Origin of the sequence: Verminephrobacter aporrectodeae subsp. tuberculatae At4, from assembly GCF_000193225.1 — a bacterium.
GTDB lineage: Bacteria > Pseudomonadota > Gammaproteobacteria > Burkholderiales > Burkholderiaceae_C > Acidovorax > Acidovorax aporrectodeae.
In genome coordinates this window covers 1-24909 of record NZ_AFAL01000407.1, presented here as the reverse complement: position 1 = coordinate 24909, position 24909 = coordinate 1, and the positions used below count along the sequence as shown (strand labels likewise).

The following is a 24909-nucleotide window of genomic DNA, read 5'->3' as shown; positions in this document are numbered from 1 at the left end:
CACGCCGGCCAGCGCATTGATCGCGGCTGGACACTCATCGAGCTGCTGCTCAGCGTCGCGCTGGCAGCGGTGCTGATGGGCTTGGCGGCGCCCAGCCTTGTGCAGTATCAGCGCAACTCCGAGCTCAGCGCGCTCACGAACACGCTCCTGGCCTCGATCAACGCGGCCCGGTGGGAGGCGTTGAAAACCGGCAAGAATGCCTTTGTCCGGCCGCGCGGCACGGGCTGGAACAGCGGCTGGGTCGTTTATGTGGACGCCAACCGGGACAGTGTGTACACGCACGCCGCGGACATCACGGTGCAGGTCCAGGGAGCGGTGAAGAGCCATTTCAACGTCACCGGGAACAACACTGCCGCGGGCGCCTCCCCCTACGTCAAATTCGACAGCTCCGGCTACTCCACGAACCTGGGCGGGGCGCCCGTGGCCCTGAGCCTGTCGATTGCACGCACCGACGTACCCCCTGCCCGCGTGCGGGAGGAGACACGGCGCATCGTCGTGGCGCGCACGGGCAGGGTGAGAACCTGCAAACCCGGGCACGCGGGCTGCCCCGCCTCGACGACCCGACAAGTTGGCGCAGAGTAAACTGCGGCTCCCCTGCCCCGGAGCGCCCGGGATGGGGATCCTGAAAACATGCACACAAAGGAATTCCAACATGGCGGATTCCACCATCTGGTGGCTTATAGCGGGGACCGTGGTCGTGGCGGAGCTGCTCACCGGAACGTTCTATCTGCTCATGCTGGCCCTGGGGTCGGTTGCCGCTGCCCTTGCGGCGCATCTGGGCTTGTCCGCGGCACTGCAAACGGCAGCGGCCGCCATCGTCTCCAGCGCGGCGCTGCTCGCCTGCTACCAGCTGAAGAAGAAACGCCCTGGAGATCCCCGTGCTCCTTCTGAGCACAGTGTGAACCTGGACGTCGGCGAGACCGTCCTGATCGAGCGCTGGGGCACCGACGGCACGGCCACCGTGAAGTACCGGGGCGCCCAATGGACCGCCATCCACCGCCCCGATGCCACACCCTGCACCGGACGGCACCGCGTCGTGGAACTGGTGGGAAGCCGCCTGCTGGTCGACCCGCTGCAGGAAACGGCACGCTAACTGCCAACTGCCCCCCGAGTTCCCCGTTCCCCTGTTTGCCAGCAAAGAAAGTTTTTTCATGGAAATCCTTGCCATCATCCTCCTGATCATTGCCGTGATCTTCATCGCGCGTTCCGTCCAGGTCGTTCCCCAGCAAAACGCCTGGGTCAGGGAGCGCCTGGGCAAATACGCAGGCACCCTCACGCCGGGGCTGAGCTTTCTGCTGCCCTTCATCGACAAGGTGGCGTACAAGCACAGCCTCAAGGAAATCCCGCTCGATGTGCCCAGCCAGGTCTGCATCACCCGCGACAACACCCAGTTGCAGGTGGACGGCATCCTGTACTTCCAGGTCACGGACCCGATGCGCGCGAGCTACGGTTCGTCGAACTACATCGTGGCCGTGACGCAGCTGGCGCAAACCTCGCTGCGCTCGGTCATCGGCAAGCTGGAACTGGACAAGACCTTTGAAGAGCGCGACATCATCAACGCCCAGGTGGTGCAGGCCATCGACGAGGCGGCGCTGAACTGGGGCGTGAAAGTGCTGCGCTACGAAATCAAGGACCTGACGCCGCCGAAGGAAATCCTGCACGCCATGCAGCAGCAGATCACCGCAGAGCGCGAGAAGCGCGCGCTGATTGCCGCCTCCGAGGGCCGCCGCCAGGAGCAGATCAACATCGCCACGGGGGAGCGCGAGGCCTTCATTGCGCGCTCGGAGGGCGAGAAGCAGGCGGTCATCAACAAGGCGCAGGGCGAGGCCGAGTCCATCAAGGCCGTTGCCGAAGCCACGGCGCAGGCGATCGAGCGGGTGGCCGGCGCCATCCGCCAGCCCGGCGGAGAGCAGGCGGTCCAGCTCAAGGTCGCCGAAAAAGCCATCGAGGCCTACAGCCAGGTGGCGTCGGACGCCACGACCACCCTCATCGTGCCGAGCAATATGACCGAGGTGGCGGCGCTGCTTGGCTCGGCCATGAAGATGCTCCAGACGACACCCAAGGGCAGCTGACTCCTTCAGGCCCGCTCGAAGTGGAACACCGCCGTGCCCGCGCGGGCATTGGGTAGCCAGCGCACAGTGCGCCCATCCTGCAGGCCGAACGACTCCAGGATGCGCAGGCTGTTCTTGGTGGCCAGCACCTCGAAGTCCTTGTACGTGCCCACGCGGATGTTGGGCGTGTCGTACCACTGGTAGGGCAGGCGGCGGGTCACGGGCATGCGCCCGCGCAGCACGGACATGCGGTTTGGCCAGTGCGCAAAATTGGGGAAGGCGACGACGCCCGTGCGGCCCACGCGCGCGGTCTCGCGCAGCATGGTCTCGGCGTTGCGCAGGTGCTGCAGCGTATCGATCTGCAGGACCACGTCGAACGAGTCGTCGTCGAACAGGGCCAGTCCTTCGTCCAGGTTGAGCTGGATCACGTCCACGCCCCGCCGCACGCAGGCAAGCACGTTCGCGTCGGCAATCTCCACGCCGTAGCCGCTGCAGCCGCGTGCACGCTGCAGGTAGTCGAGCATGGCGCCGTCGCCGCAGCCCAGGTCGAGCACGCGCGCGCCCTGCGGCACCAGACGCGCCAGCGCTTCCATGGTGGCTTTGCCGGTCATGGCAGCTCCTTTGCAATGCCATCGAAATAAGAGCGCATCACCCCCATGTAGCGGGCGTCGTCGAGCAGGAAGGCGTCGTGCCCGTGGGGCGCGTCGATCTCCGCGTAGCTCACGCTGCGGCAGTTGTCGAGCAACGCCCTGACGATTTCGCGGCTGCGCCGGGGCGCAAAGCGCCAGTCGGTGCTGAAGCTCACCAGCAGAAAGCGCGCGCTGGCCCGCGCCAGCGCGCGGGCCAGGCTACCGTCGTGCGCGCGGGCCGGATCGAAGTAATCCAGCGCCCGCGTGATCAGCAGGTAGGTGTTGGCGTCGAAGTAGTCGCTGAACTTGTCGCCCTGGTAGCGCAAATAGCTCTCGATCTGAAACTCGACGTCCTGCGTGCTGTATTTGAGCGCCAGTCCCGCGCGTAGCTGGCGGCCGAACTTCTCGTTCATCACGTCGTCGCTGAGGTACGTGATGTGACCGATCATGCGTGCGATGCGCAGCCCGCGCTTCGGAATCACGCCGTGGCGGTAGAAATGGCCGCCGTGGAAGTCCGGGTCGGTCACGATGGCGCGGCGGGCCACTTCGTTGAAGGCAATGTTCTCGGCCGTGAGATTGGGCGCGCTGGCGACCACCACCGCATGGCGCACGCGCTCGGGGTATTGCAGCGTCCAGGACAGCGCCTGCATGCCGCCCAGGCTGCCCCCGAGCACGGCGGCCAGTTGCCCGATGCCCAGCCGGTCCAGCAGCCGGGCCTGCGCGTCCACCCAGTCCTCCACCGTGACCACGGGAAAGTCCGCGCCGTAGACCGCGCCCGTGTCGGGGTGCCGGTGCATGGGCCCGGTGGAGCCAAAGCAGGAACCCAGGTTGTTCACGCAGATGACGAAGAAGCGCTCGGTGTCCACCGGCTTGCCGGGGCCGATCATGTTGTCCCACCAGCCCTCGCTCCTGTCCTGCCCGGCGTAGACGCCCGCCACGTGGTGCGATGCGTTGAGCGCATGGCATACGAGCACGGCATTCGAGCGGACGGCGTCGAGCCGACCGTAGGTCTCGAACGCCAGTTGGTAGTCGCGGATCACCGCGCCGCTTTGCAGCGGCAGCGCGTCCGGAAAATGCATGGTCTGGGGCGTGGCAATGAGCGGCATAAAAAAACCCGGCATCGCTAAGAACGAGGCCGGGCGGAGATGTCGGTCGGGTCTTTAGCAGGATTTATAGAGCGCCCGCAAGCGGTGGCAAATCGGCGCGTGCGGCAAATATACCAAAAGCGCCCGCCGCGCCCATCACGGCGCAGGCGCAAACATCGCCAGCAGCCCCAGCAGCAGAAAAATCACGGCGCAAACCAGATGCACCACGCGGATCGGCAGCCTGCGGGTGATGCGCTCGCCGAACCAGACCACCGGGGCGTTTGCCAGCACCATGCCCAGCGTGCTGCCCGCCACCACCCAAAGGGTGGCGTCGTAGCGCGCGGCCAGCATGAGCGTGGCGAGTTGCGTCTTGTCGCCCATCTCCGCCAGGAAGAACGCCACGACGGTGGTGCCAAACACCCCCAGCGCGGAGTTCCTCCGGCCTTGTCCGCGTCGGGTTTGTCGGGGATCAGCATCCACGCCGCCATGGCAAAGAACGATGCGCCCAGAATCCAGCGCAGCATCTGCGGACCCACGAAGGCGGTGACCCAGGCCCCCACGGCCGCAGCCAGGCCATGGTTGGCCAGTGTGGCGGCCAAAATGCCGAGCACGATGGGCCAGGGCCTGCGAAAACGCGCGGCAAGAACGAGCGCCAGCCATTGCGTCTTGTCGCCCATCTCGGCAAGCGCGACGATGGCCGTGGAAATGAAAAAGGCTTCCATGGGGAGGGGTCCTATCCGGCCGGATGGATGGATGACGCATTGACTGCACCCCGACTCCGGCACTGTGGATCGGCGTGCAGTCAATGGTCTCGCCCAGCTCGAAAACCGCATGCGCCATGGGCCGGAACGGCCCAAGTGTGTTGACGCATGCCCCCGGCGCATGGCCTTGCCACACGGTGCCGGGCGGGCTACTCCCCAAAGACCCGCGCAGTCTACCCCACTTACCCGGAAAAGCACTGCAAAACCACGCAATTCCTGCTTTTGGCGTGCGCAGCAGAAATAAAATGCCACGGCTTGCACGAAGTGATCGATAATTGCCGAGTTTTCGTGCTTGGGCACGGAGACTTGGCTCAGCGGTGAATGGTCGGTTTCGCGTCTTTGAAGTCGTCACAGGTTTGTTGATTGCGTCGGGCTCCATCGCGTTTTCATGTTTTTTTCAGGAGTCCTTCATGGGCAACAAACTCTACGTGGGCAATCTGCCCTACTCTTTCCGCGACGAAGACTTGCAACAGACCTTCAGCCAGTACGGCTCGGTCGGTAGCGCCAAGGTCATGATGGAACGCGACACCGGCCGCTCCAAGGGCTTCGGCTTTGTCGAAATGGGCAGCGATGCCGAGGCGCAGGCCGCAATCCGCGGCGTGCATGGCCAAAGCTTTGGCGGCCGTGACCTCGTGGTCAACGAAGCGCGCCCCATGGAGCCCCGCGCTCCCCGCAGCGGCGGCTATGGGGGTGGCGGCGGTGGCGGCGGTGGTGGTTACGGCGGTGGCCGCAGCAGCTATTGAAAAACCTTGGCAGCAATCCCCGGGGTCTGCCGACGCCCAGGGGGCTGCCACAGCATGTATCGCGGCTTGCTTTTTCCGCAAAAGTATGGCCCATAATGGGCGGCGGGCCTGCCCCGCACCCCAAGTTTGCGGTGATCCGTCAGTTTCACGCTGAGAGCGTCATTGAGATTAGCTGGCTGCGTTTTCGGGACTCCATCGCTTAGATGCTTTTTCCACGTGTTTTTGAGGAGTCCCTCGATGGGCAACAAACTGTACGTCGGCAACCTGCCGTACTCGGTGCGTGACGGCGATTTGGAACAGGCTTTTGGCCAATTCGGCGCCGTGACCAGCGCCAAGGTCATGATGGAGCGCGACACGGGTCGATCCAAGGGCTTTGGCTTCGTGGAAATGGGCAGCGACGCAGAGGCCCAGGCCGCGATCACCGGCATGAACGGCCAGCCTCTGGGCGGCCGCAGCATCGTCGTCAATGAAGCCCGTCCCATGGAGCCCCGTCCACCCCGCAGCGGTGGCTACGGGGGTGGTGGTGGAGGGGGGGGCGGCGGCGGTGGTGGCAACTACGGCGGCGGTCGCAGTGGCGGTGGTGGCTACGGTGGCGGTCGTGATGGTGGCGGCGGCCGCGAAGGCGGTGGCGGCGGCTACGGGGGTGGTGGTGGCCGCGGCGAGGGCGGTTTCCGCAGCCCCTACGGCTCGGGCCCCCGCGGCGGAGGTGGTGGCGGAGGCGGCGGCCGCAACAGCGGCTACTGAAAACCGCTCTCCCGCCGACCCCGCGCGCTTCCTCCCAGGGGCGCGCAAACCCCCACACACCCAGCGCAGACGCAGCGGCTACTGCTCGCCGTGGCGTTGCTTGCGCGGGCGGCCCGCGAACAGTTTGTCGAACAGCACATTCGGCATCCCGCGCAGCAGCTTCGCCACCACGGCCATCTGCCAGGGGATGACCCGGTAGCTCGCACCCGCGCCGATGGCATCGAACGCGCGCTCCGCAAAATCACCCACAGGCAGCAAAAAGGGCATGCGGTAGCGGTTCCGGCGTGTGAGCGGGGTATCCACATAGCCTGGCAACAGAGTGACCACGCGCACCCCGTGCGCCCGCAGTTCGCCGCGCAGGCTTTCGCAGTAGCTGACGACCGCCGCCTTGCTCGCGCAGTACGCCCCATGCCCGGGCAGACCCCGGATTGCGGCCACACTGCCAATGCCGACCAGCGTGCCGCTGCCCCGCTGGACCATGGCGGCGACAAACGGCTGGAACGTGGCGGCCATGCCGACGGTATTCGTGGCAAAGGTGCGCGCCATCACGTCGATATCGCCGCGCACCGCGCTATCCATGCCGACGCTGATGCCGGCGTTCGCGATGACCACATCGGGCAGGCCCTGGCGCGCGATGCACTCCTGTCCGGCGGCGACGATGCTCTCGATGCGCGTGACGTCTGCCGCATAGATTTCGCAGCGGTCGGCGCTTATTTTCTCTGCGTCCGCCCACGCGCTGAGCTCGGCACTGCGGCGTGCCACCAGGGCCAGACGGTAGCCCGCCCGGTGGAAGCGCAGGGCCAGTGCCTGGCCAATTCCGCTGGACGCGCCCGTGATGAAAACAAGGCCCATGGGCAGGGGTTGGCAGCGGGTCAAACGATTCACCGGGCTTTCAAACGGTCTTCATCCGGCCGGTGGTCCAGCGGGAGGCGAAGGCCGGAACGTCGCTCAGGCGCCGGAGCAGATCGGCCCCCGAGGGGGTGACGACGTAGCCCTCGCTGCCATGATCGACGAAGCCTGCTTCGCGCAATTCCTTGATGCGGGTATTCAGCGTATTCGGGGTGATTCCGCCCACGCTGTCTTGCAGCAGACGAAAGGTCTGAGGGTGGCCGTCCTTCAGGGCCCACAGCACGCGCAGCGCATAACGGCATTCGAGTTTTTCGAAAAGCTGGTTGATGGCGGCATTTTCTTTGGCACGCATGGACGCACCTCCTTGCGCAAATGGTGGATCAAAGTTCGTAGCAGGACTTGCGGGTCCGCCAATCCGCCGGAACCACTATAGCGCGGAGCCTGTTTCGCTACAAGTTTAGTAGCTGCAACAGCTGTCGCCAAGGGAGCAGCACCGAGGAAGCCGACGGCCGCCTCGGCGCAGGTGCAGGCTCCTAATCCGGATCGGTCGCATCGGGGCGGCTGCCGCAGCCATGGGCCCCTGCTGCGGCGCGCAGCATCGGCGCATCGCGGTCCACGCCAGCGGCGGCCAGCCGCTGCGTGTACCTGGCCCACAGCGCATCCTGCTGCTGGCCCAGTTCATAGAGATAGTCCCAGGTGAAGATGCCGCTTTCGTGGCCGTCGGAGAAGATCGGCTTGACGGCGTAGTTGCCCACCGGCTCGAGCCCCAGCAGGCCTACCTCGCGCTTGCCGGTCTGCAGCACTTCCTGGCCCGGCCCATGGCCCTGCACCTCGGCCGATGGCGAATACACGCGCATCAGCTCAAAGGGGATGCGGAATCGGGCGCCGTCGGAGAACACCGCTTCGAGCACCCGCGATTTCTCGTGCACCGTGAGGGCCTGCGGCGTGGGCGCGCCCGCTGTCAAACCGGCCATGGATTTTCCTTGTCCTGAACCCGAACGACCGCCTGCCCGATAAGTGTCGGGGGGTGTCGGCATGGGGCGAGTATCACCGATTCACGCCCTGCTACCCCCGCCCACGGCAGCCACGGTCAGCCATGCTCGTCCAGGATGATTGCTGCCCCTTTCTCCGCCACCATCATGGTGGCGGCATTGATGTTGCCGGACGTGATGTTCGGAAACACCGACGCATCGACGACCCGCAGGCCCCGCACGCCATGCACCTTCAGCGCCGCGCTCACCACGGCCGTCTCCGGGTCCGGTCCCATCGCGCAGGAGCCGCACAAGTGATAGATCGAGCCGGCTCGTTCACGAAAGAACTGCAACATGCTGGCGGCGTCGGTCACGCTGCTGGCCGGACTGACTTCTTCGGCAATCAGAGCGCACAAAGCCGGCGTCTGGACCAACTCACGAACCAGACGCGCGCCCTGCACCGCTTCATCGCGATCCTTTTGCGTGCTCAGATAATTCGGGCGTATCGCTGCCGGCACGGCGGCATCGGCCGAAGCAATCTCAATGCTGCCGCGGCTACTGGGACGGCAGGCATTGAAGCACAGCAGAAATCCGGAATACGGATCCGGTTTCAGACGGGCCTTGGGATTTTCCGGGATCGTATAGGACAGCGGATTGAAATACAGCTGGATGTTGGGGTTGCGCTCCTGCGGGCTGCCTTTGAAAAACCCGCCCGCCTGGTTGACGCTGAGCGCCAGCGGTCCGCAGCGCTTGAACAGGTATTGCATGCAGGCTTTGATCTGCCCATACCACGAACCCAGTTCATCATTCAGCGTCTTGCGCTTGGCGCGAAAATGGAACGAAGCGCACAGATGGTCTTGCAAGTTGCAACCGACTGCGGGCAAATGGTGGCGCAAGGGAATACCATGGCGCGCCAGCAATGCGCTGTCGCCGACGCCGGACAATTGCAGCAATTTCGGTGAATCCACCGCGCCCGCAGCAAGGAGGACCTCCCGGCGGGCACGAAATGTACGCAACTGGCCGCGCTGACGCACCACCACACCGCTGGCACCCCGGTTGCCGTCAAACAAAATCTGTTCGGCCACAGCGTCGGTCTCGACCTGCAGGTTGCCGCGCCCCAGGGCCGGGTGCAGATAGGCGACAGCGCTGGAATCGCGCATGCCGCTGCGGATATTGGCTTCGTAGATGCCAGCGCCTTCGAAGTGCTCACCGTTGAAATCGTCGGTGAGCGGGTAGCCGGCCTGCGCGCAGGCTTGCAGATAATCATGGCAAATCGGATGCGCGGCCTGTTTCATCTGCGTGATGCCGATCGGGCCACGGCCGCCACGCAGTGGCGTTTCACCCAACGGATGGCTTTCCAGCTTCTTGAAATACGGCAACACGTCGCGATAGGCCCAGCCGGGATTTCCGGCAGCCTCCCAGTCGTCGAAATCGCAGGGCTGGCCGCGCACATAAACCATCGCGTTGATCGCGCCGGAACCGCCGATCACCTTGCCACGCGGCGCATACAGCCGGCGCCAGAATATTTTCGCTTCCGGCTCGCTGTAGTACATCCAGTTATAACGCGGGTCGTAGTACGTCTTGACAAAACCGATCGGCAGCCTGAGCCACCATGAGGTATCCTGACCGCCGGCTTCGAGCAATAGCACGCTGTGCCTGCCCGATTCGCTCAGGCGGTGGGCAAGAATGCAGCCGGCCGAACCGGCACCGATGATGATGAAATCGAAATTCACTGTGCTTTCTCATTGCGCCAGCGCTTCTTCCAATTGTCGTTGGACTGGCGCTTGACATCGAAGGGCTCGGGGTCCATCGAGATATGCAGCTTGGTGCCGGTATAGGGCGAATGGGCTTCTACCACGTCCATGTTCAGTTCGATGCCAAGGCCCGGCTCGCGTGACGGGATGATGAAACCATCTTCCCACTGGATGGGTTTTTTCAGAAGCTCGGCGTGGAAACCCTGCCAGGTCAGAATGCTTTCCTGGATCAGGAAATTGGGCGTCGCCGTCGCCAGCTGAATGCTGGCGGCAGCACCGACCGGGCCGTTGTACAGATGCGGTGCAATCTGGGCGTAGAAAGCCTCGGCCATGCCGGCGATTTTCTTGGCTTCCAGGATACCGCCCACGCGGCCCAGATTCATTTGCAAAATGGAGGCGGCCCCGCGGTTGAGCAGATCGAAAAACTCGTATTTGGTGCTCAGGCGCTCACCCGCCGCGACCGGGATGCTGGTCTTGCCGGCGACGATCGCCATGGCGTCGGCCTGTCCTGGCGGCACCGGTTCTTCGAACCACAGCGGGTCGTATTTTTCCAGACGATGCGCCAGCCGCACCGCCGACGCCGGTGTCATCTGGCCGTGCGTGCCGAACAGCAAATCGCATTTGTTGCCGACGGCAGAACGGATTTTTTTGCAAAACTCTTCTGATTTGTCGATCACTTCCAGCGACAGATGGTGGCCTGAGTACACGCTGTACGGACCGGCTGGATCGAATTTGACCGCGGTGAACCCCTGCTTCATCAGATCCATTGCACATTCCACCGCCAGATCGACGTCATCGTAGTCGTATTCGCCTTTGGAGTTTTTCGGATAAAGGTAGGTATAGGAACGCAGGCGCTCGTGCACGCGGCCGCCGATCAGTTCGTACACCGGCTTGCCCGCGGCCTTGCCGATGATGTCCCAGCATGCCATTTCCAGGCCGCTGGCGATTCCCATCATGGTGAGATCGGGCCGCTGGGTGAAACCGCTGGAATACGCTGCACGGAAGAAGCGCTCGATGTGGTGCGGATCATGATTCAGCAGATACCGCTCAAAGACATCGTCGATGGCCGGCAAAATCACCTTGGGATGGAAAGTGGATGCGTAGACTTCGCCCACCCCCTCAATGCCGCAATCGGTCTTCAAGCGCACGAAGATCCAGTACATGCCACCAAAGTATGGTGGCGGCACGGCGACGGCGTAGGATTTCATCGAAACGACTTTCATGGCTGCACCTTGTCCCTCTTGGCTGAATACTTGAAATGGAACGCAACTGCCGTGCCAAGCAGGCCGCTCGCCGCGATATAGGCAAAATACAGTTTGTAGCCGGGTGCGCCGGGGTAGTGACGGGCAATCGCGCTGTTGATCATGGGCAGGAAGATGTCCGGCGAATAGGCGATCACCGAGACGATGCCGATGGCCAAACCGGTGATTTGCCTGGGCACTTGGCAGGTGTCCAAAATCGCCCAGTACAGACCCCGCACGGCGTAGGTCATGACGCCTATCAGCATCACGATCAACAGCATGAAATACATGCCGCCGCCGACCGGGAACAGCGCCAGCGCGATCAGCCCGATCGAGGCCAGCAGCATGCTCCAGAACAGCATTCCTTCATTGCCGTAGCGGTCGCCCAGAAAACCGGCGCCGATGCCGCCGATGGGACGCATCCACAGCTTGATGACCGTGATGACGCCGGCGGCAAGCGCGCTGATTCCGTAGCCCTCTTGCAGATAGGCGGAAAAAGAATACGTGGCCCAGAACAATTGGTAGCCGCAAAAAATGACCAACGCCACCCCCCACAGGCGCGGAATCGCGGCCAGGACTTTCAAGTCCTGCCATAGCTGGCTGCTGACTTTCCGCGCACCGGCAGCCGCTGCCACGGCAGGCTGCGCTTGTGTTTCCTGTTCGACGAAAATGAAGATCAGCAGCGCAATCCCCAGGCAGGTGAAGGAATACATGTAGATCACCGGCTGCAACGCTTCCTGCGGCGGTGCATCGTCGCCGCCCGCTGCGGCGAACAAGGCCACCGCCACCGTCGCCAGCATGGCCTCGATCAGGCCACGCCCACCATCCAGGATGCCAAAGAAACGCCCTTGTTCCGAGGCCTCTGCCAGCAGTTTCACGCCCTTGATCAGCGAGGCCCAGAACGTCAGCCCTGCCGCCAGTCCCCAGCCGATGAAAATCCATTGCAGCGCGACATGGCCCGGATACGTGGCGAACCAAAAACCCAAGACCCCTACCAGCACCAGCGAGAAGCTGGTCAGTATGCGTGGCGAAAATCGATCGGCGAGCCAGCCGCTGGGCAGATAGGTCACGGCATAAACGATGCCCAGCATGGTGTAACAGCGACCGAGATCCGCGGCAGTGATGCGAAAAGCGGCGAGCACGCTGGCTTCGAAATTCTGGCGCAGGTACAGCAGCGGATAAATCGCCCCCGCAGCCAGCAGCAACAAGAAAAACTGAAAATAGCGCGCCAGATTCCGCGGGGGCGTGGGCATTCCGCGCGCCTGTGGCAGGGTGTCATCAAGCATTGTCTCGTCCTTTTGTTATGCGTCGGCATCGTTGGTATTGCGGTTGCTGCCTTTGTTGCACCCTTGGCTTGGCACCTCCATTCAGTACTTCATGACCACCAGACGTGTCTGGGTAAATTCCAGCATGCCATGCTTGCCGTCGTCTCCACCCAGACCGGAGCGTTTCCAGCCCGCGTGGTAGCCCTGATACGGGTCCGCCGGCGTGCGGTTCACGTACAGTTCCCCGGCCTCGATCCGGTTGGCAAAGCGCATCGCTGTGCGGTAATTCTCCGTGTACAGCACCGAGGACAGACCGAACTGATGGTCGTTGGCCATCTCCAGCGCGTGCTCCATGCCGTCGCATGGCAGCATGCACAACACCGGCCCGAAGACTTCCTCCTGGACGATTTCAGCGTCCTGACGGCAGTTGCTCAGCAAGGTCGGCGGATAAAAATAACCCGGCCCCGGTGGCAGCACGCCGCCGAGTTCCAGCGTGGCACCAGCCGCGACTGCGCGCTCGACCATGCCGTGGACACGGTGGCGCGCTGCATCGCTGATCAGTGGGCCCATGCATTCGGGGTGCATGGCACGATTGCCTGGCTGGTACGCCGCCAACTCCTTTTTCAGCAAAGCCAGCAGCGGCGCGTGGACGCTGCGCTCGGCGTAGACCCGCTCGACGGCGGTACATAGCTGCCCGCAGTGGGTCGTTCCGGATGCGGCGATTTCCCGGGCAGCCTGCTCCAGATTGGCGTCGGACGCGACGATGGCCGGGGTCTTTCCGCCCAGTTCCAGCGAAATTTTGGCGATGTTCGCCTTGGCGTATTCGAGCACCTGGCGGCCGGCATTGACGCTGCCTGTCAGGGTAATCATGCCGACTGGCGCCTGCGTGCACAGCATGGCTGCCGTGGCATGGCTCATCGCCAGAATGTTCACGACACCGGCCGGGAGACCGGCAATCCCTATCGCCTGCGCAATCTCGAACGCCGAGCACGGTGTGTGATTGCTGGGACGGACCACCACGGTATTTCCGGTAATGAGCGCCGGCGCGATTTTGCGCAGCAAGGTGTAGACCGGAAAATTGAACGGGATCAGGCACGCCACCACGCCGATCGGCGCGCGGTGCAGCAACAGGTTTTCTTCGGGGTTGTCGCCGGGGATGATTTCACCCTCGATGCGCCGGGCCCATTCGGCGTGGTAGCGCGTGATCTCCGCGGCGTACCGCGTTTCGTTGACGGCATCCTGCAGGCTCTTGCCGGATTCCAGCGCCAATGCCGCGCCTATGCTCGGTGCCTGCGCGATCAGGGCGTCCGCCAGTTTCTGCAAATGAGCGCCTCTTTCGGCCGCGCTCAGATTGCGCCACGCTTGCTGCGCCTTGGCAGCGATGTTGACGGCATCCAGCGCGACCTGCGGGCTGGCGCACGCGGCCTGCGCGACCGGCTCCCCGGTGGCCGGGTTGCGGACGATGATGACCTCGCCATCGGTGTTCCCAACAAAACGATTGCCGATGAAATTGCAATAGGTTTGCATGCGGTTCTCTGAAACTGCTCAAGGCCCGGTCAAGTTGGCAGCGGGGAGAATCTGCGTTCCACTGCCCGCGTGTCTTGGTTGACGCACGCTGCCGCAGGTTTTGGCAGAGCGTATCCTTGGCGTGATCAGCGCTTGCGTCCAATACAAAAATCAGATGCATCAATCTGATTTGGGCATGCATGCTCTGCGCGTATTTTTGCTTGGCTGGCCGGACGTGGCCACGCGCGGATATCTACGCGACGGCAAGCACGTGGATTGGCAACGCCGCCATGGCGCAAAAGGCATCGGCTTCGTGTGCCGATATTTTCGGGGCAGGACACCCCGTGTGCCGCCCCGCAAAGAGTTCCACAAGTCAGAACCAGAACCCGTCATGCGCCACGTCCGACGCCTGTCCCACGATGGACAGCGGCATCTTCGCTGCGGCGCCGGGCGCGGTGATGCTGCCGTCGGCCTGGCCGTCGGCGTCGAACGGCCCGCCATCGGTGATCGAGAAGTCCAGCCGCAGCCGCCCGCCTTCCAGCGCCGTCTTGCCGCCGTAAGGGCTGCTCGCCAGGTTCACCCAGGTGCCGGTGCTGTCTTGCAGCCAGTAGCCGTTGGCGCCGATCTCCGGGTCCACGTACAGGCTGAAGGTCTCGCTGCTGCCAGCAGCGGTATCCAGCACGGCCTGGAAACTCGTCAGCGCGATCGGCGTCTCCAGCGCCCGGGGCGTCCGGGCGGGGGCCGCCTCTTGCTCCAGGCTGGTGATGCGGGTGTTGCTATCGGAGTGGACCTTGCCGTCCTGGCTGTCGGCGACCAGGGTCACCGAGGTGCCGGAACGGCTGCTGGTCGTGGCGCCGAAGGAGCTGACTGCGGCCTGCGCGCTGTCCTGGATGCCGTCCGCGTTGCCGTCGCCGGGGGCCGCCCCCGCGGGGCCGATGGCCTGATTTTCCTGCGCGTCGGGCACACCGTCGCGGTCCGCATTCGGTTCTTCGGAGCTGGGCGCGCGCGTGCGTGCCGGCGTGTCGTTGAGCACCTCCGTGGCGCCAAAGCTGGCTGCGTCGTTGCCTGCGGCGTCCTGTATCGCCTTGGTGTCGTTGTCGGTCGTGGGATCCTTGTAGGCGACGCTCACCGACTGGTCGTGGTAGGTGAGCGCCGTGGTCAGCGTGAGCGTGACGGTCTTCGCCCGGGCATCGACGGCGACGTGGGTGACGGCATTGGCGACGTTATGCACAAGCACCGCAAAGGCCTCGGTGGCCGGCTTGCGCGCCGGGTCCGCGTCCAACGGGCCCATGTCGGTGTAGCTGAGCACCAGTTGATCGCCGTTGACCCTGGGGCGCGCGGCGTCGGTGGTGATCAGCTGCGGGGGCGTGCTGTCCACGATGAAGTTGTCGCTGCTGGCGGTGCCGGTACCGGCGTTGCCCGTGGCGTTGTTTACGCCCGCGAGGTTCACGCTGATGGTGTTGCTCGCGTCGTTGGCGTTGGCCGCGGGCGTGAAGGTGGCTGTCCAGGTTGTGCCGTTGTCGCTGGTCGTGGGTTCGCCGAGCGTGCCGGTGGTGGCGTCGAACACGATGTCGTCGCGCGTGAAGCCGTTGACGGCCTCGCTGAAGGCGATGGTGACGGTCGTTGTTTCGCCCGCAGCGAGGGCCGTATCGGCCAGCATGATGGTGGCGGTGGGCCGCACGGTGTTGACCGTGTAGTTGTCGCTGGTGGCGCTGCCGGTACTGGAGCGGCCTGCCATGTTGGCCACGCCCGCGAGGTTCACGCGGATGGTGTTGCTCGCGTCGCTGACGTCGCCCTTGGGGGTGAGGGTGGCGGTCCAGGTTTTGTTGTTGACGGTCGTGAACGGGCCGAGCGCGCTGGTGTTGGGGTCAAGCACGATGTCATCGATCGTGAAGCCGAGGACCACCTGGTTGAAGGTAAAGGTGACGGTCGTTGTTTCGCCCGCTGTGAGCGCGGTATCGGCCAGCGTGATCGTGGCGGCAGGTGGCGCGGTGTTCACGATGAAGTTGTCGCTGGTGGCGCTGCCGGTACCGGCGGTGCTGGTGGTGCCGGTGACGTAGGTCACGCCCGCGAGGTTCACGCGGATGGTGTTGCTCTCGTCGATGACGTTGTCCGTGGGCGTGAAGGTGGCCGTCCAGGTTCTGCCGTCGGCGCTGAGTATGGGGTCGCTGAGCGTGCCGTTGGCCTGGGTCTGGTCGATGTCATCGCGCGTGAAGCCGGTGACGGATTTGTTGAAGGCGATGATGACGGTCGCCTTTTCTCCCGTTGTGAGGCGGTCATCGGTCAGCTTGACGCGTGCGCTCAGGCCGGATGTCTGGTCTGTGGTGCCGGGCCGGGTGTCAATGGTGTAGTTGCTACTGAAGGAGGTGGCGGTCGATTTGTTGCCCGCCAAGTCCGTCACGCCGCTCAAGTTGACGCGGATTTCGTTGACGGCAGCGTTGATATTCGCTGTGGGCGTGAAGGTGGCGGTCCAAGTCCTGCCATCTGCGAGGGCGGTCAGCGGACCCAGCGTGCCGTGGGCCTTTGACAGATCGATGTTGGACTCTTTAAAGCCGGTGACGGGCTCGACGAAGCTAAAGGTGACGGTGGTGGTTTTGTCCGCGATGAGAGTGCTGTCGCCCAGCGTCATGGTGACGCCGGGCGCCCAGACGTCGATGTCGTAGGTGATCGTGGAGACAGCCTGGCCCACACCGGCGTTGCCTGCGGGGTTGGTCACGCCGGCGAGGTTGACGCTGATCTGGTTGCCCGTTGAGTTGTACCGGCTGCTGTCGAAGTTCGTGCGTCGGAAATCATCCTCCCCCGGGGCCGTCAGCGTGACCGTCCAGGTGGTGCCGTCGTCGGTGCTGCGCAGGTTGGACAGCTTCGCATAACCGCCCACGCTCAGGTCGTCGATGCTGAAGCTGTCGGTCGCAATGGCTTCGGCGAAGCGGATGGTGACGGTGGTGCTCTCACCCATGCCCAGTTTGTCGTCGCCGATCGTGATCGGGTTGATCGCGGCGAGCGTGGGGCGCCCGGTGTTCGTGGTCTCGTCCGCCCGGAGGCTGGAGTCGGCCAATCTGGTGCTCACATCGACGCGCATGGTGCCTGGCCTGGATGGTGGGTGGGTGTTGGCGGGGGTTCGGGCGCATATCCCTGGGGACGTGGCCGGTGATTGGCGTTACTTCATGGGGGCGGGGTGCCCGCACGGGTTTGGCCGCATGGCGCAGCGACCCCGTATGCCTGCCTCTGGCGCCAAGCGATGGCTTGTCTGCCGTGGTGCATTCGCCGACGCCGCTTTCAGGCGCCCATTGATGACCCCGCACCCCTGCGAGTCGCCTGCGGCCTGGCAAGGCCGGTTGCGCAGCGTCCGCTGGTTCGGGAACCGCGCCCGTTGGCATGGCGCAGGGGATGCCCGGCGCTCAAGCCGTGCCAAGCCCCTGCCACTGCGCGGGTATGCGATGCATGCGAAGGAGGGACGACCCGACATGCGATGCATCGTATGGGGCGGATTTCAATTTCATAGCCGGTAAACGGTAAGACATGTGCCTATCCATCGGATCGTCCGGCAACCGCGGGCATGGGCGATTGCGGCATGCGCCTACGCCTTGTCCAGCGGAACGGCGGTGGTGCATTTCAGTTCTTCCATGGCAAAGCTCGAACTGACGTCGAACAACTCGGCGATACGGATGAGTTTTTTGTACACCAGGTCGTAGCCGGAGATATCGGACACAAGAACCTTGAGCAGGTAATCGATATCACCGCTCATCCGGTAGAACTCGACGACCTCGGGGATCTCCTGCACGCCCTTGGAGAATTTTTGCAGCCATTGCGCGTCGTGGTGGCTGGTCTTGATCGAGACGAAGACGACGATGCCCAGGCCCAGCTTGCGGGGGTCGAGCAGGCAGACCTGTTTGCGGATCACGCCCTCGTCGGTCAGGCGCTGGATGCGCTTCCAGCAGGCCGTCATCGACAGGTTCACGCGCTCGGCCACGGCGTTCACGGGCTGCGTCGCGTCTTCCTGAAGGATGGCCAGAATGTCTTTGTCTTTCTTGTCCATATGCGTGCGAGAGCCTGCGCGCCCTGTCCCGGCGCCGTGTTGTTCGGCCCGGTCTACGCTGGCCGGGTTGGCGGCGACGGCGGCGCGCCGGATATTTCCGGCACCTCGAAGGCGCGCACTGCCGGTGCTGCGCCCTGCCATTTTTCGATCTCCACGAGCGCCGACAGCGCGCTGGGTGCTTGCGCGAGGCGCGAGGTGCCGATGTCGATGGTGAGTACGTTCGGATTCCCGTGGCGCTCGAGCGCCGGGCCCGCCGGGTCGAACCAGGCGCCGGTGGACATGATCGCCACGCCCTGCATGGTGTCCGGATCGACCACGGCGGCCGCGATGCAGGCGCCGCGCCGGTTGAATACCTTGACGAGATCGCCGCTGGCGATCGCGCGGCGGGCCGCGTCGGCGGGCGCGATCGAGACCCGTTCGCGGCCCTTGATCTTGGCGGCCCTCGACACCGTGCCCGCGTCCATCTGCGAATGCAGTTTGTCCGCCGGCTGCGAGCTCACCAGGTGCAATGGAAAGCGTTGCGCGGCCTCGGCGCCGAGCCATTCCACCGGCGCCATCCACGTCGGGTGGGGCGGGCAGTCCGCGTAACCGAACCCGGCAATCCGTTGGGAGCAGATTTCTATTTTTCCCGATGGAGTCTTCAGCGCAAACACGCGCGGGTCGCGGCGGAACGCTTCGAACAGCACGAAATCGCGATCCGGCCTGGGCAGTTCCCAGTGGCCGGCTTCCCAGAAGGCGTCGAAGCCGGGCGCGTCGATTCCCGCCTTGCGCCAGCTTTGCCGCATGCTGGCGTAGATGTGGCGCAGCCACTGGCCTTCGTCGCGCCCTTCGGTGAAGGCCAGCTCGTGCCCGGCGATCGCGGACAGCTCCCGATAGATGTCGAAATCGTTGCGGCTTTGCGCGTGCGGGGCCAGGGCCTGGTGCATGGCCAGCACGAAGCGGTCGCGCGACGAGCCGCCGATGTCGTTGCGCTCCAGGGTGGTGGTGGCGGGCAGCACGATGTCGGCACGGCGCGCGGTGGGCGTCCACCAGCTCTCGTGCACGACGATGGTTTGCGGCTTTTGCCAGGCCTGCACCAGGCGGTTCAGGTCTTGGTGGTGGTGGAAGGGGTTGCCCCCGGCCCAATAGACCATCCGGATGTCGGGATAGACCTCCGTGCGCCCGTTGAATTCAAACGGTTCGCCCGGGTGCAGCAGCATGTCGGCGAGCCGCGCAACCGGTATCGCGCGACCGGTGGGGTTGCGCCCCGCCGACATCTCCGGACCGGGAACGTCGGGGCGCGGATTGCCCACCCCGTTCATGGAACCGTGGCCAAAGGCGAAGCCGCCGCCCGGAAGGCCGATCTGCCCCAGCGCCGCCGCCAGCGCGATGCTCGCCCAGTAGGGCTGCTCGCCGTGGTGCGCGCGTTGCAGCGACCATGCGCAGCTGAGCAGCGTGCGCTTGCCGGCGGCGCGCAGCGCGAGTGCGCGGATTTCGGCGGCGGGCACGCCGCAGATGCCCTGCGCCCATTGCGCGTCCTTGGCTACGCCGTCGGTTTCCCCGAGCAGGTACGCGGAAAATGGCCCGAACCCGACGCAATGGGTCTGGAGAAAATCGCGCGCGTGCAGTCCGCCGACGATCAGCGTGTGCACCATGGCGAGCATCAGGGCGGTGTCGGTATTCGGGCGTATCGGTATCCACCGGGCCCCGGTGCCGGCCGGGACATCGGAGCGCGTGGGGCTGACGACGACGAATTCCACGCCCACCGCCGCGGCGCGCGCCAACCAGTCCGCCGCCGAGTGCTCGCCTGCGCCGCCCGAGGTGATCTGGGTATTGCGCAGCGGCAGGCCGCCGAAGGCGATGAACAGGCCCGTGTGCGCCACCACGTTGTTCCAGTCGGTGACCCGCCCGGTCACGGGCGCATGGGTGCCAATCACGTGCGGCAGCAGGAATTGCGCCGCCCCCCAGCTGTAGTTGCCGGCCTGGTGGACGCAGCCGCCGCCGGCATTCAGGAAGCGGTGCGTGAGCGTGCGCGCATGGTGCAGGCGGCCGGCGGAGGACCAGCCGTAGGAGCCGCCAAAGAGGGCGGTGTTGCCGTGCTCGCCGCGCACCCGGGCGAGTTCCTCGGCCACCAGTTCGAGGGCCGTGTCCCATGGCACTTCGACAAAGGCCTCGCTGCCGCGCGCGCTGCGGTCGCTGGCCTGCCGCTGCTGCAACCAGCCCTTGCGGACCGCCGGCCGGCAAATGCGCAGGCTGGAATGCACCATGCCGGGCATCGCTTGCAGAATCGGCGAGGGCGCCGAGTCGAAGGCAAAGGGCTCGCAGGCCAGCAGGCGGCCCGCGCGCACCACGGCGGTGAACGCGCCCCAGTGCGACAGGGAGGGAAAGCGCTGTACGTCCGTGCTCATGCGCTCCACCGCCCGGGTCGTGGTGGTTCAGGCGGCCCCGTCCGGTGTGCGGGGCAGGGCGGCGGGGGCGCTCCGCGTCGAACCCGATGAGAAAAATCATTTCTTGAACTCGTGTTGACAGGAAATAGGAAACCATCATATCCACTAAAGAGGAAATATTTTTTCCTTTATCGGCGCGATCCGCAGCAAGAAAGAAAAAATATTTGCTCCCCTCCGCCCTACACTTTGCGTATCGAATTGTGCGATCAGAAGGAGCGGGCCATGATGCAGATGCAGGAAGAAAGCCGGCTGGTGCTGGCCGGACGGCACTCCGAACGCTTTGCCGGGCTGGTGAATACGCCGGTGTTCCGCGGCTCGACGGTCCTGCACGCCTCCCTCGCCGCGTGGGAGGACAAGAAGAAGCGCCGCGCCGCGGATGAGCATGGCGCCAGCACCTACGGCCGCTTCGGCACCCCCACGCACCACGCGCTCGAAGAGGCGGTCGCCGAAATCGAGGGCGGCTACCGCGCGCTGCTGTACCCCTCGGGCCTGAGCGCCTGCGCGACCGCCCTGACCTCCCTGCTCGCGGCCGGCGACCACGTGCTGCTGACCGACAGCGCCTACGCGCCCACGCGCGGCTTTCTGACCCGCGTGCTGGGGCGGTTCAACGTCGACGTGAGCGTCTACGACCCGACCATCGGCGCGGGCATCGAGGCCCTGATGCGCCCGAACACCCGCGTGGTGTACGTGGAGTCCCCGGGTTCCGAGACCTTCGAGGTCCAGGACGTTCCCGCCATCGCGGCGGTGGCGCGGCGCCATGGCGCGCGCGTGGTGATGGACAACACCTGGGGCACGCCGCTGTTCTTCAAGCCCTTCGCGCACGGCGTGGACGTGTCGGTGCAGGCGGCGACGAAGTACATCGTCGGCCACTCCGACGCCATGCTGGGCGTGCTCACCTGCAACCAGGAAACCTGGCCGCTGATCAAGCGCACCAGCCAGGACATGGGAATGACCGCCGGGCCGGACGACGCCTATCTGGCGCTGCGCGGCCTGCGCACCATGGCGGTGCGTTTGCAGCAGCACTGGAAGGGCGGCGTCGAAGTCGCGCAGTGGCTGCAAGCGCGCCCGGAAGTCGAGGCGGTGCTGCACCCGGCCCTGCCCGGCGACCCCGGCCATGCGCTGTGGAAGCGCGACTTCCGGGGCGCCTGCGGGTTGTTCGCGGTGGTCCTGAACCCGGTTTCTGCGGGCGCGCTGGAGGCCTTCGTGGACAGCCTGCAACTGTTCGGCCTGGGCGTTTCCTGGGGCGGCTACGAGAGCCTGGTGATTCCGTTCAATCCGGTCGGCGAGCGCAGCGCCACCCAGTGGCCGTACCATGGGCAGGCATTGCGCTTGCATGTCGGCCTGGAAGCGCCAGCCGACCTGATCGCCGATCTGGAGCAGGGCTTTGCGGCACTGGCGCGGGCCGAATCCTCCAACCAGCAGCGTCGCAGCGCCTGAGGCGCGCGGCAGGCGAAACAATATCCACCCTTCAAGGAACTGCCATGGCAAAGATGAAAGTTCAGGGGTCCTTCGTGGCCTTGATCACCCCGTTCAACCAGGACGGCAGCGTCGATTTCGAGGGCTTTCGCAGCCTGCTGCGCTTCCAGGAGGAGAACGGCAGCTCGGCCGTCCTGATCATGGGATCGACCGGCGAGGTCTCCATGCTGTCGCAGCAGGAGCGCGAGCAAATCATCGTCGAAACCGCCAAGATGAAGTCCGGCAGGATGCAGTTGTTCTACGGCTGCACCGGCAACAGCACCGCAGCGACCATCGGCTACCTGCGCTTCGCCCGGGCGAACGGCGCCGACGGCGCGATCCTCGCCGCGCCCGCGTACATCTGCGCCGCCGAGTCCGACATCGAGGACTATTTTCTGGAGGTGGCCGACGCCACCGACCTGCCGCTGGGCCTGTACAACAACCCGCCGCGCGTGAAGACCGACCTGCACTGGGAGCACCTGCTGCGCATCTTCAAGCACCCGAACTACGTCGTGCTCAAGGAGTCCACCGCGCGGGTCGGCCAGGTCGCGCAGGTGCTGCGCGCCCGTCCGGATGCCGCCGTGATGTGCTGCGATTCGCCCAACCTCGGCCTGGTCGTGCCGACCATGAGCCTGGGCGGCCACGGCACCGCGAACATGACCGGCAACATCGCCCCGGCGGAGATCGCCGTCCTCTCCAACCCGTGGACCACGCCCGAGGTGTCGATCAGCTTCCGCGAAACCTATCTGCGCATGCTGCCGATGCTGCATTACGCGTATTCGGCGATCAACCCGGTGGCCATCAAGTCCTTGCTGCGCGCCGTCGGCATGCCCGCGGGCGAGCCGCGCAGGCCGCTCAAGGGCTTGCAGGGCGAGCCCCTGCTCAAGGGCCTGCGCGTGGTGCGCGAGTTGGAACTGGACAAGAAGTACGGCTGGAGTTCGGCCGAACTGAAGTCGGTTTAGCTTCGGGGCGGCGATTCATGGATCTCGCCATCGGGGGGCGAACCGCGCTGGTGTTCGGCGGCAGCCGGGGCATGGGGCGGTCCTGCGCGCAGCAGCTGTCGATGGAAGGCGTGCACGTGACCATCGCCGCGCGCACCCGGGAGACGCTGGCGCAGGCAGCGGCGGAAATCAGCGCGCAGACGCGTGTGCCGGTCCGCTTCGTGGTCGCCGACATCAGCACCCCGGCCGGGCGCGACGCCGCCCTGGCCGCCTGCCCGGCGCCGGACCTGCTGATCAACAACGCCGACGGCCCGAAACCCGGCGACTTCCGCGACTGGACGCGCGATGACTGGCAGCAGGCGCTCGACGCCCTGATGCTCGGGCCGATCGAGATGATCCGCCGCACGGTGGACGGCATGGTGGAGCGCCGCTTCGGGCGCATCGTGAACATCGTCTCGCGCAGCGTCAAGTCGCCGCAGGCGGAGCTGGGCCTGTCCAACGGCGCCCGCTCGGGCCTGGTCGGTTTCGTCGCGGGCCTGGCGCGCCAGACGGTGCGCCACAACGTCACCATCAACAACCTGCTGCCGGGCGTGTTCGCCACCGACGCGCAACGCCGCCATATCCGGGGCATGCTCGAGCCCGCAGGCAAGTCCTTCGATCAGCTCTGGCAGGAACGCGGCAGCAACAACCCGGCAGGACGCTACGGCCAGCCCGAGGAACTGGGCGCGCTGTGCGCCTTCATCTGCTCGGCGCACGCCGGCTACATCACCGGGCAAAGCCTGATGATCGACGGCGGCGGCTACCCGGGCACTTTCTGATGACCAGCAAAAAGAGACGAGCCCCCCACGCCCCAACCCATACGAAAGACACCATGAGCCCTTCCATCCGCCGCCGTTTTCTCGGCAACAGCATTGCTTTCATCGGTCTTGCGGGCGCGGCTTGCGCCGGCGCCTGGGCGCAGCCCGCTTATCCGGCGCGCTCCGTGACCATCGTCGTGCCGCACCCGGCGGGAGGGTCGGTGGATTCGGTGGCCCGCCTGTACGCGGACAAGCTCAGGGACACGCTGGGCGTGGCGGTGGTGATCGAGAACCGCGCGGGCGCGTCGGGCATGATCGGCGCGGAATACGTGGCCCGCGCGGCACCCGACGGCTACACCCTGTACCTCAACGCGTCGATCCATTCGATCAATCCGCTACTGTACCGGAAGATGAAGTTCGACGCCGTCCGGGACTTCACCCCGGTGAGCCTGCTCGCCCAGGGCGCGCTGATTTTCAGCGTCAACCCCCAGGTGCCGGCGAATACCGTCCAGGAACTGGTCGCCAAGGTCCGGGCGACGCCGGACAAGTACAACTTCGTCACCAGCGGGTATGGCTCCGCGGGCCACCTCGGCATCGCGCAGTTTCTTCATGAGAACCAGCTGACGGGCATGCCGCTCGCGCTCTACAAGGGCTCGGCGCCGGCCCTGACGGACCTGATCGGCGGACAGGTCTCGGCGATGATGGACCCGTTCCTGTCTTCCCTGCCCTACGTCAAGGCGGGCAAGCTGCGCGCGCTGGCCGTGACGGGGCGCGAGCGCAGCCCCCTGCTGCCGGACGTGCCGACGCTGCGCGAGTCCGGCATGAAGGACTTCGAGCTGTACTCCTGGTACGGATTGTGGGCGCCGGCCAAGCTGCCCGCGCCGATCCTCGATCTGTTGCAGGAGTCCTCGGCCAAGATCATGGCGCTGCCGGAGATCCGGGCCCGCTTGGCGACCTTCGGTTTCGACCCCGCGTACAAGAACTCGGCGGATTTCGCGAAATTCATCGACGCCGAGACGCTGCGCTACAAGGGCGTGATCGAGGCCGCGCACATTGCGATCGAATAGGCCGGCGCGGCGATGAAAGTTCTCGTACTGGGCGCCGGGGTGGTTGGCGTCGCCACGGCCTACTACCTGTGGAAGAACGGCCATGAAGTCACCGTCGTCGATCGGCAGGCCGGGCCCGGCATGGAGACTTCGTTCGGCAACGCCGGCGGCATCTGCCCGAGTTTCGCCGGCCCCTGGGCGGCGCCGGGGATGATTTCCAGGGTGTTGAAACTGTCGCTGCAAAGCGATTCCCCGATCCGCTTCGCGCCGCGTCCGGACCCGCGCCAGATCGCCTGGGTGCTGCAATGGATGCGCAATTGCACTGCGCAGCGGTTTCGCGCGAACAAGCTGTGCATGCAGCGCGTTGCGCACTACAGCTATCGCTGCCTGCGCGAGGTGCTTGCCCAAGCGCCGATCCACGACTTCGATTTCCACGCCGGCGGCGTGTTGCAGCTTTTCCGCACCCGGGCCGAACTGCAACTGGGCCGCCTGTCGGCGCAGGCCGTGGGGGAATCGGGCGTGCCCTGGCGCCTGCTGGACGCGGACCAGCTGGCCGCCGTGGAACCGGCGCTGGTGCATGGCGTGGCGCAGGTTGCCGGCGCCCTGCAC

Annotated in this window: 22 protein-coding genes, 1 pseudogene and 1 riboswitch; of the genes and pseudogenes, 10 read left to right on the top strand and 13 right to left on the bottom strand. The window is 65.3% G+C overall.

Annotated features, from left to right (window positions below; translation table 11 throughout):
* From VTU_RS27005 to VTU_RS0111900, 3 genes are all read left to right on the top strand, one after another.
* Window positions 1–582: GspH/FimT family pseudopilin (locus tag VTU_RS27005; protein ID WP_010104481.1), on the top strand; the 582-nt coding region annotated here is incomplete at its 5' end.
* 70 nt (window positions 583–652) lie between these two features.
* Entirely contained in the window at window positions 653–1093 is a 441-nt protein-coding gene (locus VTU_RS0111905) for an NfeD family protein (protein ID WP_010104480.1), read from the top strand.
* Between the two features lie 58 nt (window positions 1094–1151).
* Entirely contained in the window at window positions 1152–2072 is a 921-nt protein-coding gene (locus VTU_RS0111900; protein WP_010104478.1) for an SPFH domain-containing protein, read from the top strand.
* Between the two features lie 5 nt (window positions 2073–2077).
* Here VTU_RS0111900 and metW read toward each other — a convergent pair whose 3' ends face one another.
* The 3 genes and pseudogenes from metW to VTU_RS27000 form a co-directional block, all read right to left on the bottom strand.
* Window positions 2078–2662 carry a methionine biosynthesis protein MetW gene (gene metW, locus VTU_RS0111895; protein ID WP_010104476.1) on the bottom strand — a complete coding sequence of 195 codons (585 nt, stop codon included), beginning with the start codon at window positions 2660–2662 and terminating at the stop codon, window positions 2078–2080.
* Window positions 2659–3786, bottom strand: coding sequence for a homoserine O-succinyltransferase MetX (gene metX / locus VTU_RS0111890; RefSeq protein WP_029554333.1), 1128 nt, complete (start codon window positions 3784–3786; stop codon window positions 2659–2661). The genes metW and metX overlap by 4 nt, the downstream gene beginning before the upstream one ends.
* A 135-nt stretch (window positions 3787–3921) precedes the next feature.
* Window positions 3922–4487 (bottom strand): annotated as a pseudogene (locus VTU_RS27000) (TMEM165/GDT1 family protein).
* A 6-nt stretch (window positions 4488–4493) separates the two neighbouring features.
* A riboswitch (yybP-ykoY riboswitch) is annotated at window positions 4494–4699 on the bottom strand.
* Window positions 4700–4936: 237 nt separating this feature from the next.
* Between VTU_RS27000 and rbp (VTU_RS0111880) the strand changes: the two are divergent.
* Complete coding sequence (gene rbp / locus VTU_RS0111880) at window positions 4937–5269, top strand: RNA-binding regulator (protein WP_029554332.1); 333 nt, start codon at window positions 4937–4939, stop codon at window positions 5267–5269.
* A 237-nt stretch (window positions 5270–5506) separates the two neighbouring features.
* Entirely contained in the window at window positions 5507–6013 is a 507-nt protein-coding gene (gene rbp, locus VTU_RS0111870; protein ID WP_010104469.1) for an RNA-binding regulator, read from the top strand.
* 78 nt (window positions 6014–6091) lie between these two features.
* Here the strand turns inward: rbp (VTU_RS0111870) and VTU_RS0111865 are convergent, their stop codons facing one another.
* The 10 genes from VTU_RS0111865 to VTU_RS0111820 form a co-directional block, all read right to left on the bottom strand.
* Complete coding sequence (locus VTU_RS0111865; RefSeq protein ID WP_010104467.1) at window positions 6092–6865, bottom strand: SDR family oxidoreductase; 774 nt, start codon at window positions 6863–6865, stop codon at window positions 6092–6094.
* A gap of 40 nt (window positions 6866–6905) precedes the next feature.
* Complete coding sequence (locus tag VTU_RS0111860; protein WP_010104465.1) at window positions 6906–7214, bottom strand: winged helix-turn-helix transcriptional regulator; 309 nt, start codon at window positions 7212–7214, stop codon at window positions 6906–6908.
* A gap of 181 nt (window positions 7215–7395) precedes the next feature.
* On the bottom strand, window positions 7396–7836 hold the full coding sequence (locus VTU_RS0111855; RefSeq protein WP_010104463.1) for a gamma-butyrobetaine hydroxylase family protein: 441 nt from the start codon (window positions 7834–7836) through the stop codon (window positions 7396–7398).
* A 116-nt stretch (window positions 7837–7952) separates the two neighbouring features.
* Window positions 7953–9566, bottom strand: coding sequence for a GMC family oxidoreductase (locus tag VTU_RS0111850; RefSeq protein ID WP_010104461.1), 1614 nt, complete (start codon window positions 9564–9566; stop codon window positions 7953–7955).
* Entirely contained in the window at window positions 9563–10810 is a 1248-nt protein-coding gene (locus tag VTU_RS0111845; RefSeq protein WP_010104460.1) for a mandelate racemase/muconate lactonizing enzyme family protein, read from the bottom strand. The genes VTU_RS0111850 and VTU_RS0111845 overlap by 4 nt, the downstream gene beginning before the upstream one ends.
* The gene (locus VTU_RS0111840; RefSeq protein WP_010104459.1) at window positions 10807–12114 is read right to left on the bottom strand and encodes an MFS transporter; all 1308 of its coding nucleotides are present in this window, start codon (window positions 12112–12114) and stop codon (window positions 10807–10809) included. Before VTU_RS0111840 ends, VTU_RS0111845 begins: the two co-directional genes overlap by 4 nt.
* Before the next feature lie 81 nt (window positions 12115–12195).
* Window positions 12196–13620 carry an aldehyde dehydrogenase family protein gene (locus tag VTU_RS0111835; protein WP_010104458.1) on the bottom strand — a complete coding sequence of 475 codons (1425 nt, stop codon included), beginning with the start codon at window positions 13618–13620 and terminating at the stop codon, window positions 12196–12198.
* A 352-nt stretch (window positions 13621–13972) separates the two neighbouring features.
* The gene (locus VTU_RS30715) at window positions 13973–16678 is read right to left on the bottom strand and encodes an Ig-like domain-containing protein (protein WP_010104457.1); all 2706 of its coding nucleotides are present in this window, start codon (window positions 16676–16678) and stop codon (window positions 13973–13975) included.
* Between the two features lie 498 nt (window positions 16679–17176).
* A complete protein-coding gene (locus tag VTU_RS0111825) occupies window positions 17177–17635 on the bottom strand; it encodes an Lrp/AsnC family transcriptional regulator (protein WP_010104456.1) in 459 nt (152 codons plus the stop codon).
* Between the two features lie 53 nt (window positions 17636–17688).
* The gene (locus VTU_RS0111820) at window positions 17689–20022 is read right to left on the bottom strand and encodes a molybdopterin guanine dinucleotide-containing S/N-oxide reductase (RefSeq protein WP_010104455.1); all 2334 of its coding nucleotides are present in this window, start codon (window positions 20020–20022) and stop codon (window positions 17689–17691) included.
* Between the two features lie 270 nt (window positions 20023–20292).
* Here VTU_RS0111820 and metC point away from each other — a divergent pair, with 270 nt between their 5' ends.
* The 5 genes from metC to VTU_RS0111795 form a co-directional block, all read left to right on the top strand.
* Window positions 20293–21498, top strand: coding sequence for a cystathionine beta-lyase (gene metC / locus VTU_RS0111815; protein ID WP_201766131.1), 1206 nt, complete (start codon window positions 20293–20295; stop codon window positions 21496–21498).
* 44 nt (window positions 21499–21542) lie between these two features.
* Entirely contained in the window at window positions 21543–22478 is a 936-nt protein-coding gene (locus tag VTU_RS0111810) for a 4-hydroxy-tetrahydrodipicolinate synthase family protein (RefSeq protein ID WP_010104451.1), read from the top strand.
* Between the two features lie 17 nt (window positions 22479–22495).
* Window positions 22496–23275 (top strand): SDR family oxidoreductase, encoded by a 780-nt coding sequence (locus VTU_RS0111805; protein ID WP_010104448.1) that lies wholly within the window; start codon window positions 22496–22498, stop codon window positions 23273–23275.
* 53 nt (window positions 23276–23328) lie between these two features.
* Complete coding sequence (locus VTU_RS0111800) at window positions 23329–24321, top strand: Bug family tripartite tricarboxylate transporter substrate binding protein (RefSeq protein WP_010104447.1); 993 nt, start codon at window positions 23329–23331, stop codon at window positions 24319–24321.
* Window positions 24322–24333: 12 nt separating this feature from the next.
* On the top strand, window positions 24334–24909 hold a 576-nt coding region (locus VTU_RS0111795), incomplete at its 3' end, for an FAD-dependent oxidoreductase (RefSeq protein WP_010104446.1).